14 protein-coding genes are annotated in these 12,770 nt (G+C 39.7%); all 14 read right to left on the reverse strand.

Annotated features, from left to right (window positions below):
• The coding region (locus AC1DUW_RS13230; protein WP_477642714.1) for an amino acid kinase family protein at positions 1-443 on the reverse strand (443 nt) is incomplete at its 3' end.
• A gap of 98 nt (positions 444-541) precedes the next feature.
• Positions 542-1,597 carry an aspartate-semialdehyde dehydrogenase gene (gene asd / locus AC1DUW_RS13235; RefSeq protein WP_053345374.1) on the reverse strand — a complete coding sequence of 352 codons (1,056 nt, stop codon included), beginning with the start codon at positions 1,595-1,597 and terminating at the stop codon, positions 542-544.
• Between the two features lie 194 nt (positions 1,598-1,791).
• A complete protein-coding gene (locus AC1DUW_RS13240) occupies positions 1,792-2,394 on the reverse strand; it encodes a dipicolinate synthase subunit B (protein WP_053345373.1) in 603 nt (200 codons plus the stop codon).
• A complete protein-coding gene (dpaA, locus tag AC1DUW_RS13245) occupies positions 2,391-3,293 on the reverse strand; it encodes a dipicolinic acid synthetase subunit A (protein ID WP_053345372.1) in 903 nt (300 codons plus the stop codon). Before dpaA ends, AC1DUW_RS13240 begins: the two co-directional genes overlap by 4 nt.
• Before the next feature lie 230 nt (positions 3,294-3,523).
• A complete protein-coding gene (locus tag AC1DUW_RS13250; RefSeq protein WP_053345371.1) occupies positions 3,524-3,793 on the reverse strand; it encodes a YlmC/YmxH family sporulation protein in 270 nt (89 codons plus the stop codon).
• Between the two features lie 173 nt (positions 3,794-3,966).
• On the reverse strand, positions 3,967-5,193 hold the full coding sequence (locus tag AC1DUW_RS13255; RefSeq protein WP_477642715.1) for a M16 family metallopeptidase: 1,227 nt from the start codon (positions 5,191-5,193) through the stop codon (positions 3,967-3,969).
• Positions 5,194-5,239: 46 nt separating this feature from the next.
• On the reverse strand, positions 5,240-6,199 hold the full coding sequence (locus AC1DUW_RS13260) for a polysaccharide deacetylase family protein (RefSeq protein WP_477642716.1): 960 nt from the start codon (positions 6,197-6,199) through the stop codon (positions 5,240-5,242).
• Positions 6,200-6,354: 155 nt separating this feature from the next.
• Positions 6,355-8,472: a polyribonucleotide nucleotidyltransferase gene (gene pnp, locus AC1DUW_RS13265; protein ID WP_053345368.1), complete on the reverse strand. Its 2,118-nt coding sequence runs from the start codon at positions 8,470-8,472 to the stop codon at positions 6,355-6,357.
• A 319-nt stretch (positions 8,473-8,791) separates the two neighbouring features.
• A complete protein-coding gene (rpsO, locus tag AC1DUW_RS13270; RefSeq protein ID WP_053345367.1) occupies positions 8,792-9,061 on the reverse strand; it encodes a 30S ribosomal protein S15 in 270 nt (89 codons plus the stop codon).
• Between the two features lie 146 nt (positions 9,062-9,207).
• Positions 9,208-10,158, reverse strand: coding sequence for a bifunctional riboflavin kinase/FAD synthetase (gene ribF / locus AC1DUW_RS13275; RefSeq protein ID WP_053345366.1), 951 nt, complete (start codon positions 10,156-10,158; stop codon positions 9,208-9,210).
• 33 nt (positions 10,159-10,191) lie between these two features.
• Positions 10,192-11,112: a tRNA pseudouridine(55) synthase TruB gene (gene truB / locus AC1DUW_RS13280; protein WP_056526851.1), complete on the reverse strand. Its 921-nt coding sequence runs from the start codon at positions 11,110-11,112 to the stop codon at positions 10,192-10,194.
• Positions 11,113-11,292: 180 nt separating this feature from the next.
• The gene (rbfA, locus tag AC1DUW_RS13285; protein WP_053345364.1) at positions 11,293-11,658 is read right to left on the reverse strand and encodes a 30S ribosome-binding factor RbfA; all 366 of its coding nucleotides are present in this window, start codon (positions 11,656-11,658) and stop codon (positions 11,293-11,295) included.
• 17 nt (positions 11,659-11,675) lie between these two features.
• Positions 11,676-11,957 (reverse strand): DUF503 domain-containing protein, encoded by a 282-nt coding sequence (locus AC1DUW_RS13290; protein ID WP_053345363.1) that lies wholly within the window; start codon positions 11,955-11,957, stop codon positions 11,676-11,678.
• A partial coding sequence (locus tag AC1DUW_RS13295; protein WP_477642717.1) for a translation initiation factor IF-2 occupies positions 11,954-12,770 on the reverse strand: 817 nt, incomplete at its 5' end. The genes AC1DUW_RS13295 and AC1DUW_RS13290, both read right to left, overlap by 4 nt.

Raw genomic sequence — 12,770 nt, forward strand, 5'->3', positions numbered from 1 at the left:
GTGTTTTTAGCTGCACCCTGGAACCCTGCAACAACGACAACGTCCTTCAATTCCAGTTCTTTCACGAGACGGTCACATTTCATTTCCATTATTTTGGCACTAGAATAGTCGGAATTAGTCAAAAATCCCGCCTGAGCCCCTGTATAAGCCACGGCATTAATACCATGTTCTAACAGCATGTTCGTAAATACGACAGAAGATATCGTTTCTCCTACTGACAAAAGTAAATCCTGTTCTCGTTTTGAAAGGCTGGCTTTCGCTCCATTTACTAGAGATAGTAAGGTATCTGTTGCATAGGGATCGCCTTTTCTTCCCATAGCTGAAACCACAACCACCACTTTGTAGCCTTCTTTGATTGCCTTTTCAATATGCCCTCTGGCAAATGAACGGCTTTCCTCATCACGGACAGATGTTCCTCCGTATTTCTGGACGATAATTTTCATAATCCATACACCCCAAATATAAGCCAGCTTCCCGGTTCGGGAAGCTGACAAAAACTCTCTATCATGTATTGTTCAGTTCTTTAAGAATATATAATTTCTTACTTAACTGTTACCAAACCTAATTTTAAAAGGCTTTCAGCGATTTGAACAGAGTTCCAAGCTGCTCCTTTTAATAGATTATCGGAAACCACCCATAAATGGAAGCCTTTATCTTCATCTAAATCTTTGCGAATCCGTCCAACGAATACATCATTCTTTCCGACAGATGAAGCAGGTGTTGGATAAACTTGTTGTTCCGGCTCATCTTCTAATACAATTCCAGGTGCTGTTTTCATCAAATCTTTGATTTGAGAAGCAGATATGCCTTCTTTTTCAACTTCAATATAAACAGACTCTGAATGACCTGTTACAACAGGAAGCCTTACACAAGTTGCGGCTACAGGAAGTTCTTCCATGTGCATAATTTTCTTTGTTTCATTAATCATTTTCATTTCTTCAAAAGTGAATCCATTATCTTGGAATTTATCGATTTGGGGAATGACATTAAAAGCAATTTGATAATGCTTTTCATCTCCTTTTACCGGTAAAATTTTCGGATTGATTTCTTTCTCATCAAGCAAGTCGCGAGCTTGTTCTTTTAATTCGTTTATTGCTGCAACTCCTGCACCAGAAACAGCCTGATAAGTAGAAACAACAACTTTTGATAAGCCATAAGTCTGGCGGATAGGTTCTAAAGCCACAACCATTTGGATAGTTGAACAATTCGGGTTGGCAATGATCCCATTATGCTGTTTTAAGTCTTCTTCATTTACTTCCGGTACGACAAGCGGCACATTTTCATCCATACGGAATGCGCTCGTATTGTCTACTACTATTGCTCCGCGTTTCACTGCTTCTGGTGCCAATTCCTTAGACACGCTTCCTCCAGCACTGAATAAAGCGATATCGACACCTTCAAAGCTTTCAGGTTTTGCTTCCTGCACTTCGATTTCTTCGCCCTTAAATGAAAGTTTGATTCCTGCGGAACGAGCCGATGATAAAAAGATGATTTTCTTAATCGGTAGGTCCCGTTGTTCGAGTGTTGAAATCATTTGTTGTCCTACAGCTCCAGTTGCTCCCACAACTGCAATATGCAATCCCTGTGTCTCAGTCATTTGTCAATACTCCTTTTCTATCTCTAAAAGTTAGTTGGTTGTTAGATTTACTTCTTCTTGTTCAGAATATCATTTATTTTATCACATTAACATTCCAAAGGGTCGCACTTTAACAAAATATTCTGCATCTACCGCTACAAAGTTATGCATATATCACAGTTTTTAGGAACTGGGAGCTTACTTAGAGCGCATGATCAGTTTAAATCATCCTTAAACCTTTCGACAATAACTGGTTGAATTTGTTCTCTCTCTATAGCTGCAATGATTGTATCCCGTATCATGCTCATCCTGGCAACCATGGAACTTGGTTTGCCTATGGGGTTATCCTGGCCGTAAGGAACAAAATAAATATCTTTTGCGGCCATTAGCCTCATTAAATTGACACCATTTAATCCAAGCGCATCATTTGTTGATATGGCGACCACAACAGGACGGTGATTTCTCATCGTTGCTTTTGCAGCCATAAGTACAGGCGAATCGGTAAGTGCATTAGCCATTTTACTCATTGAATTACCTGTCAAAGGAGCAATTACCATACAGTCGAGAGGTAATTTAGGTCCTAAAGGCTCTGCTTTGACGATTGTATCAACGACACGATTCCCCGTCAATTTTTCGATTCTTTCAACCCAATCCTCGCCCTTCCCGAAGCGGGTTTCCGTGTTTTGAACTGTCGATGTTACGATTGGTATTACTTCCGCCCCTTCATTTACAATCTTTTCTATTTCCGGAAACACTTCATCATATGTGCAATGCGACCCTGTTAATCCGAAACCAATCCGTTTTCCTTGGAGACTCATATTTTTTTCCCCTTCCTTTTCATGAACTCACCTTGAATCAAAAGTCCAAGTGCATTCGCTAAGATCTGACCTGCTGTTTTTGGGGCAACTATCCCCGGTAGACTCGGTGCCAAAAGTGCCTTTATTCCCCTTTTTTCAGCATAACGAAAATCCGTCCCCCCCGGTTTTGAAGCAAGGTCGATAATTAATGTATGGACGGGCATGTTTGCAATTACTTTGGCCGTAATAATCGGAAAAGGGATCGTATTGATACATATATCAACATTTTTCATTTCTGCAGCAATATCATTTAAATGAAAGGGGGTTAACGCCATTTCACAAATCCTCGCAATATCTTCGCTTTTTCTTGCTCCAACCTTTACCTTTGCTCCAAGGGCTTGGAATGACCGAGCTACACTCATACCAACCCTACCCAGTCCGAGAACAGATACATTCGAGCCATGGATTGTGAAATCCGTATGCTGAATGGCCATCATGATTGCTCCTTCAACAGTAGGAATCGAATTGTAAATAGCCACATCATCACGTTCAAATAGTAGTACGAGTTTGCGGTCCGCTTTCTTAAATATTCCATCAAGGTAATCATTACTAATCCCTGAATAAAAAATGCAATGGGCTGGGGTCTTTTTTATCATTTCTTCGCTCAAAACAACTTCTTCACTGGAAAAAATCGTTTCCACCTTACCATTTGTATCAGTACCTCGGACTGGTAAAATAACCGAATCTAATTCATTAAAATTTATATCCTCCATTTTTTCCTTAACCGCTCCTGTAAAAGCATGGTCGAGCTGTTCAAAACCTACTAATAGTAGCTTTGCATCAAGCTCTGTCAGTTTACGGACAACTTCAAGTTGACGCGCATCTCCACCAATTACAGCGATTTGCATGCCTGTGAGCATTAAAACCGTCACCTTCTTTATATAAAAGATCCTAACATCCCTCGCCTCTTGGTAAATATTCCTCAAGAAGCAATTCGGTTTTTGCTACATTCTCTAGTTACCATGCCATCTTATGTTTTTACTTAAAAAACGGTGATAAGAAAAGCAAAAACGCCTTAGCAAATGCCTGCTAAGGCGTTTATTATATTGGTGAATAGTATCAATAGTAACCATCCATGCTATAAATTGGTTTATCCGTCCATATGCTCGCCATCTTTAATGGGAAGTCCCTCCTGAAAATCGATGATGAGCATATCCGTTCCTATTTTTTTAATATGCTCCCATGGGACGCGAATTTCACTGCCATTTCTTAAGAGCCCGAACCATTTAACTGAAGGAATAATCAACGTGGTAATTTGTCCAGTTTCATCTACTTCCAAATCCGTCTGACCAAGAACTCCTAATCTCTCCGCTCTGTTCACATCAACAATTTCTTTACCACTTAATTCACTCAATCTCAATACAAGCTCCCCCTTTTTTCACCTTCTATTCAATCTATATCCGAAAAAGGTGAACTTAGAAGGCATTTATCTAAAAATTGTACTTACCGAAGAGTCCTTGTATTTTCAAAAATCTTTTTTTAAAAAAAGCCTGCTCTTCTATATAATAAACAGAAGTTCAGGCTTGTGAATTTTTATTTGTCCCAATTTTCCAGCGGGCTCACCAATGATAAGGAATGTTCCTTGAAGATTTGGTTTGCCATTTCATTGACGCTATTCTCTGTCACTTCATCAATCTTGATAATGATATCATCAAGAGAACGGTGCTCACCCAGCATAAGCTCATTTTTCCCGTTACGGCTCATGCGGCTGTTCGTGCTTTCAAGGCTTAGCRTTAAGCTTCCTTTAAGTTGCTCTTTACTATTGCGCAATTCCTTTTCCGTGATACCGTCTTTTTTAAGTGTATCCAGTGTTTCCTGAATGGTTTCATACAAACTATCAAGCTGACTTGTGCCTGTCCCTCCATACACTGTCACCAAACCTGTATCCTGGTAGCTGGAATGGTAAGAGTAGACAGAATATGCAAGACCGCGTTGTTCCCTAACGTCCTGGAATAGACGGCTACTCATGCTTCCACCAAGAATATTATTCAAGGTAATCAAGCTGTATGTTTTGTCATTACCAATTTCTAACCCTTTAAAACCAAGGCAAAGATGGGCTTGCTCAGTTTCTTTTTTACGCGTGATCCTATTTTCATGGAATGCGGGCTTCACCAATTCAAGACGCTCTTCCCCTCCTTGGTACGAGCCAAAGTAGCTTTCGACTTCTTGAATCAATTTTTCATCCACATTTCCTGCAATGGAAACGACGACTTTATCAGGCGTGTACATATCGTGAACATATTTCTTTAATGTCTCACTATTGAATGTTTCAAGTGTACTTTCTGTACCTAGTATTGGATAGCCAAGGGGATGATTTTCGTATACCGCCTTGCTTAAGAGATCATGGACAATATCATCAGGTGTATCTTCATACATTTTAATCTCTTCGTAGACGACATTTTTTTCTTTTTTCAATTCTTCCTCATCAAAAGTGGAGTTGAAGAACATATCAGCAAGGATTTCAAGCGCATAGCTAGCATGGTTATCCATAACTTTTGCATAATAGCATGTGTACTCTTTTGAAGTAAATGCATTCACTTGTCCGCCAATACTGTCAAAAGACTCGGCAATTTCACGTGCATTCCTCGTAGTTGTTCCTTTGAAAAACATATGTTCAAGGAAATGGGATACCCCATTCAATTCTGGTGTTTCATTTCGTGAACCTGTTTTGATCCATACTCCAATTGCTGCTGAACGTACTGTTGGAATATTTTCTAATACAATTCTTACTCCATTTTGACAAGTGTATTTCTTAATCAACTAACATTCCTCCCAATCATTCTATGCTGCTATCGTAACCATAACGTTATGGATTCAACCGCTCTTCATCTACTGCTTCTGAAACGGTAACAACATCTAAGTCTTTCTTTTCTATATTAATAATTAACGTTTCCAATGATTTCGCGGTAGATTCTGTAGGATGCATTAAAATAAATGCTCCCGGGTGAACCTTAGAAAGCACCCTTTGTTGAAGTACTTCAGGACTTGGTTTTTGCCAGTCAATCGTATCCACACTCCACATAACAGTCTTTAAACCGAGAGAATCCGCGATTTTTACCGTTTCATCTCGGTAGCTTCCGCTTGGAGGGGCGAACCATTTCATCTTCACACCTGTCACCGCTTCAATGACTTCATTCGTTTTACGAATTTCCTCACGTGTAGCCTGAGAGGAAATATTTTGCATATTCGGATGTGAATAGGAGTGGTTTCCGATTTCGTGTCCCCCACCCTTAATCATCTTCGCCAATTCTGGGTTCTTCTTAGTCCAATTACCTTCAAGGAAAAATGTTGCCTTGACATTATGTTTTTTTAACACAGCCAACATATCCTGTAAGTATTCATTACCCCAGGCCACATTGATTAAAAATGATACGACTGGCTTTTCCGGATGGGCCCGGTAAATCGGAGCCGGGTCGAGATCCTTTAAATGAATCTTTGCTGGAACTTGTTGATATACCAGTTTATCCTTATCGAATCCGCCCTCCTTCTTCATAGCTTTATACGAATCATCAATATTTACCTTTAGGCCATTATATGCAGGAACGGTTTTCCAAACCGAATCTATTCGTGCATCCTGTGGTGCAATCTCATATTTTTTTGTTGATTCTTTTATTTGTACAAGAAGCTCATCTTCCTGCTTCATTGACGCAACTGAATGATCTGTTAATTGGGTCAAATAAATATGTGTATATGGATTTTGCACTAATAACCATGATATACCTGCAATGGCACTTATCGCAACTATCTGCTTCCATTTATTATTCATTTTTTACGCCCCCTTCATACAAAAATGTATGAAGAAAACGGACAAGGTAGAACTTTACATACTTTTATTGCGAATTTCCATATATAACGATGAATCCTTTAAAACAAAAAAGCATGCAGATTCACTAGGAACCGCATGCCGAATTTTCATTTCTATTATGACTGAGAAGGATTAGCTGCCTCTTTTTGTTCTTTAAGGACCGCTTTACGGGAAAGGTTAACCCTTCCTTGCTTATCAATCTCAGTAACTTTAACTAATAGCTCATCGCCAAGTGAAACGACATCTTCCACTTTACCGACTCTTTCTTCAGCCAGTTCAGAAATATGGACCAAACCATCTTTACCATTGAAGATTTCAACGAACGCTCCGAATTTTTCAATACGTTTAACTTTACCTAAGTATAGTTCGCCTACAACGACTTCACGCACGATATCTTCGATAATTTTCTTCGCTTTTTGAATCATTGCTTCATCTGTAGAAGAAATGAATACCGTTCCATCTTGTTCGATATCAATTTTCACGCCAGTTTCTTCAATGATTTTATTGATATGTTTACCGCTCGGTCCAATGACATCACGGATCTTGTCTGGATTAATAGACATTGTAACGATTTTCGGAGCATATTTAGATAATTGCTCACGCGGTTGATTGATTGTTGCCATCATTGATTCCAAAATGTGCATCCGGCCATGTTTAGCTTGAAGTAATGCTTCTTCAAGAATTTCTCTTGAAAGACCCTCAATTTTAATATCCATTTGAAGGGCTGTAACACCTTTTGACGTTCCAGCAACTTTAAAGTCCATGTCTCCTAGATGATCTTCCATGCCTTGAATATCTGTTAAGATTGTGTAGTGCTCACCTGTTTTAACAAGACCCATTGCAATACCTGCAACTGGAGCTTTCAACGGAACACCAGCATCCATCATTGCTAGCGTACTTGCACAGATACTTGCTTGCGATGTTGAGCCATTAGATTCAAGAACTTCAGACACAAGTCTAATTGTATAAGGGAAGTCTTTATCATTCGGTATAACCGGTTCTAATGCTCTTTCACCAAGTGCACCATGTCCGATTTCACGACGTCCCGCACCACGAATCGGGCCTGTTTCACCAACACTGAAATGAGGGAAGTTATAATGATGCATGAAACGTTTCGACTCTTCGGTTCCAAGACCGTCCAAAATCTGTACATCGCCAAGGGCACCTAATGTACAGATAGAGAGTGCTTGAGTTTGTCCACGTGTGAACAAACCAGAACCGTGTGTACGAGGCAGAATAGTTACTTCAGATGATAATGGTCTAATCTCATCCGGGTTACGGCCATCTGGACGTACCTTTTCTTCCGTAATTAAACGACGGACTTCTGATTTAACCAATTTATTTAGGATTTCTTTGATTTGTTTTAGTTTAGCTTCATCAGTTTCTTCCTCATAATGAGCCAACACGCGATCTTTTACTTCTTTAATAGCATCTTCACGAGCATGTTTTTCCTGAACTTGTACAGCTTTGTTAAGGTCTGATTCACAATGACCTTTTACTTCTGCTTCTAGTTCTGCATCCACTTGGTATAGAGCGATTTGTAGCTTTTCCTTGCCGATTTCAGCAACAATTTTCTCTTGGAATGCAATAACCTTCTTGATTTCGTCATGACCAAACATAATTGCTTCAAGCATAGTTTCTTCTGGTACTTCATTTGCCCCAGCTTCAACCATGTTGATAGCATCTTTCGTACCGGCAACTGTCAAGTTAATGTCGCTTTTTGCAAGTTGGTCAACAGTAGGGTTAATAATGAATTCATTATTAATTCTTCCGACTACAACTCCAGCAATTGGACCTTCAAACGGAATATCGGAAACTGAAAGTGCAAGGGATGAACCAAGCATCGCTGCCATTTCAGAAGAACAATCTTGATCAACACTCATAACCATACTGATAATTTGAACATCGTTCCGGAAGCCATCTGCAAATAGCGGACGGATTGGACGGTCAATTAGTCGGCTTGCTAAAATTGCTCTTTCACTCGGTCTGCCTTCACGTTTGATGAAGCCACCTGGAATTTTACCGACTGCATACAGTCTTTCTTCGTAGTTGACTGTCAAAGGGAAGAAGTCGACATTTCTAGGTTCCTTTGAAGCTGTTGCTGTACTTAATACAGCAGTTTCTCCATAACGGACTAAAACTGCTCCGTTCGCTTGTTTGGCCAATTGGCCAATCTCTACCGTTACATTACGGCCGGCCCAGTCAAATGAATACGTATGTTTTTCCTGTCCCATTTATTAAACCCCTCTCTGAATCTTCACTTAGAGGCTTAGTTTACCTAAACCTGTATTGGATTAAATCATTATATGTGAAAGTAACTGAACTCAAGTTAAAACCAAACTATTCCTATTATGCACGAAAAAAACAAGCATTAACAGTAAAATGAATAAAATTTTCATTCATTCAATTATGTATATCCTAATCATTTATAAATAGAAAAAGACCCGGCTCCTGCCGAGTCCCAAGGACGAAGGCTTAGCCTAAAAATAGAACACGTCCAAATCATTTGATTAACATCAAAAAAGCGGGAAATTTCCCGCCTTCCTGAAAAAATTATCTACGTAGACCTAATTTGTTAATTAGTGTACGGTAACGAGTAACGTCTTTGTTACGTAGGTAAGTTAAAAGATTACGACGTTTACCTACCATTTTAAGAAGACCGCGACGTGAATGGTGGTCTTTTTTATGTGTGCGTAAGTGACCGTTCAAGTTGTTGATTTCTTCTGTTAATACTGCGATTTGAACTTCTGGAGATCCAGTGTCAGTATCGTGAGTTCTGAACTCAGCGATAAGTTCGTTTTTGCGTACTTGTGTAATAGCCATGTTATTATTCCTCCTAAAATTCTGTAAAATCACCTATTACCGAGCCAGCGTCGGAGTCTCGACTAGCCAAGCAATGGTTATTTTCATACATACAATAGAATACATGTTTTTCATTAAAATTGCAAGTATTGTCTATTGCTAACCGTTTATACTTTCAGTTTTGAAAAATAAGCTAACGCATTTTGCTTATCAGTTTCAATCTGTGCGACTAACGCTTCAAGTCCAGAAAATTTCTGCTCACTTCTCAACCTAGTATGCCATTCAACCGAAACTTGATTGCCATAAATATCACCCGAGAACTCCAAAGCATGAACCTCTACGGTTGGATACTTCGGCTTTTCTTCATGGAAAGTAGGTTTATAACCGACATTACAAACCCCATTATACCATTGGCCGTTTATTTTAATCTTGACAGCATATACCCCAGCAGCTGGGAATATATAATCGTCACTTACTTCAATATTAGCAGTGGGGAAACCCAACTTCCTGCCTCGTTTTTCACCATGAACGACATGCCCTTTCGTTAAATAACGGCGGCCTGCCAAATGATAAAAGTCGTAAAAGTTACCGTTACTAAGTGTTTCTCTGATTCTGGTCGAACTTACCTTTTCATCTTCAAGTGTTTGTTTCGCAACAACCGTCTGCGTAAACCTTCCTTGTGCGTATACAGGCAAATCTTCCATCGATCCTTGACCGTAGCGGCCATATGAATAGTCAAAGCCGGCTACAACGTGACGAACATTCAGCCCGACAATATATTCGTCAACGAACTGTTCCGGTAACACCGAAGCAAATTCCTTGCTGAAATGAACGATAAACAGATAATCTATCTCCATCGATTCTATGATATCTATTTTATCTTCGAGTGGTGTAATATAGCGAATATTTTCCGTTTTCCTCCCCAATACTGCGGAAGGATGCGGGTCAAATGTCATGACTGCTGACTTAAGATTCATTTCATCGGCTTTTTGCTTGGCAGTTTGAATAACAATTTGATGCCCTTTATGTATGCCATCAAAAAATCCAAGCGCCATTACAAGCTCCGGAAAATCATCCGAATTAAATTGATGAGGATGCTCTATTGCGATCACTTTCACCTTTCAATCTCCTCTTTCCGACGGCAAAACGGTCTATAATTCTTGTGCCAAAACTTTTACAGGTTTAATTAATCCCTCTTTTGTCGGATGTATTTGATAAATGGCAATAGCCTTATCAGATGGATCAACCATTACAAAAGGCTGACCTTTCTCAACAACAACATCCTTAGCCTGTTCCAATACCGCACCGTTAAGTACTTTCTTTGCTACTTTATCACTAATCTGAATTTTGGGCAAATGAAATAATCCTCGCTCTAAGGGCAGCAGAAACTCATCTGTTTGTCCGGTTTCCATGAATGCTTCCACCTCAGCGAATGTCATACAGTCTTCAAGTTTAAAACCAGCTGATTCAATCCGCGTTAGGTCTGACATATGTGCTGGAAATCCCAATTTTTCACCTATCATGACAGCAAGCGTTCTAATATATGTTCCTTTACTGCACTTAACACGAAAACGGAAAGAAATGGTTTCTCCTTTGAATTCAGAACGTTCATCGAGAAGGGTGATTTCGTAAATGGTAACCTCCCGTGTCGGTCGCTCCACTTCGATTCCGGCCCGAGCGTATTCATATAACTTTTTCCCGTTTACCTTAACAGCTGAAAACATCGGCGGAGTCTGTTCAATTTTTCCTGTTAATGATTCTAAAACTTCAAGAATTTGTTCACGCTGAATCACTTGAGTAATCCTTTTTTCAGCTACCTTATCACCGCTTGCATCTTCCGTTGTCGTTGAAAAACCGAGGGTCACTTCCCCTTCATACGCTTTACCTGCTTCTGTCAAATATTCGGCGACTTTTGTTGCCCTACCGATACAAATCGGTAAAACCCCTGTGACATCAGGATCTAAAGTGCCTGTATGCCCAACCTTTTTTGTTTTTAATATCTTCCTTAATTTAAAAACACAATCATGGGATGTCAATCCCTTTGGTTTCCATAATGGTAGAATACCGTTCACACTTTCACCTCATTTTCTAAAAGCGGAAGCACCTCTGTCAGCTTGCACAAACAATATGAACTTAAATTCGAAAGGTGTCTTTTGCTTTTTGCTACGTTTTCCGATCATTTTAAAAAAAAGAGATCGACTCCAAGAAGTGCAAAGCACTTATTGAGTCGACCTCCTTTTACTGCTTGCTTATTATTCGTCTTTTCCAGCCGGTTTTTCCTCTGAATTGATTTGTGAAATTAACGATTCGATTCGATTTCCGTAATCAACCGATTCATCAAATTCAAAAAACAGTTCCGGGGTTTTGCGAAGACGGATTCTCTGCCCAATTTCTGAACGCATAAATCCTTTTGCCTTTGCAAGGCCTTGAAGAGTTTTTTCCCGTTGTTCCTGATCACCCAACACGGAAATATAAACAGTTGCCTGTTGTAGATCGCCTGTAACGTCAACATCTGTTACTGTTACAAATCCGATTCTTGGATCTTTAATTTTTCGGCCGATAATTTCACTCAGCTCTTTTTTCATTTGTTCGCCAACACGATTTGCACGAAGGCTCATAATATCACCTCGCTAGCCTAAAGCCAGTCTATATCTGTTATTGTTCGCTCTATTTCCGGAAAAGAATCTAGAAATTTAAGGGCATTTTGAAGTTCTCTCTCAGTAGCCTTCCTTGAAGATGAAACGGTTACGATAGAAATCTTTGTTCGTTGCCATAGATCCTGAAAATCCGTTTCTGCTACCGATATATTGAACTTCTGTTTAAGCCGTGTCATAACACGCTGCAAAACGGCTCGTTTTTCTTTCAAAGAATGKGTGTCATAGATGATGCACTCACATTGGACAGAGCCAACGATCATTTACGCTCTATCTCTTCCATTACATAAGCTTCAATTACGTCGCCTTCTTTAAGGTCATTGTAATTTTTAATGGTAATACCGCACTCATAGTTCGTTGCCACTTCTTTTACATCATCTTTAAAACGTTTCAATGCATCAATTTCACCTTCGTAAATGACGACACCTTCACGAATTAAGCGAATGCCGCTATCACGTGTGATTTTTCCTTCTGTAACATAAGAACCAGCGATCGYACCAACTTTAGATACTTTGAAAGTCGTACGAACTTCAGCCTGACCGATAATTTTTTCTTCAAATTCAGGGTCAAGCATCCCTTTCATAGCCGACTCGATCTCTTCGATAGCTTTATAAATGATACGGTGAAGGCGGACATCAACATTTTCTGATTCAGCCGCACGCTTCGCATTCACATCAGGACGGACGTTAAATCCGATGACGATTGCATTAGAAGCAGTAGCTAGGATAATGTCAGACTCTGTAATAGCCCCGACGCCAGTGTGAATAATTTTCACTTTTGCGCCTTCTACTTCTATTTTATTCAGGGAAGCGGCAACTGCTTCAGCAGAACCTTGAACATCCGCTTTTAAGATGATGTTCAATTCTTTAATTTCCCCTTCTTTCATTTGCTCGAACAATGTATCAAGCGTTACACGAGATTTTTCATTACGTTGTGAAGCAAGCTGTCTTTGCGCACGAACTTCCCCAACTTGACGGGCTGTTTTTTCATCTTCAAAGACGATGAAACGGTCCCCTGCCTGTGGAACTTCATTTAAACCAGTGATTTCAACCGGTGTGGAAGGACCTGCATCCTTA

The sequence above is a fragment of the Peribacillus sp. P4_C12 genome (assembly GCF_056402095.1).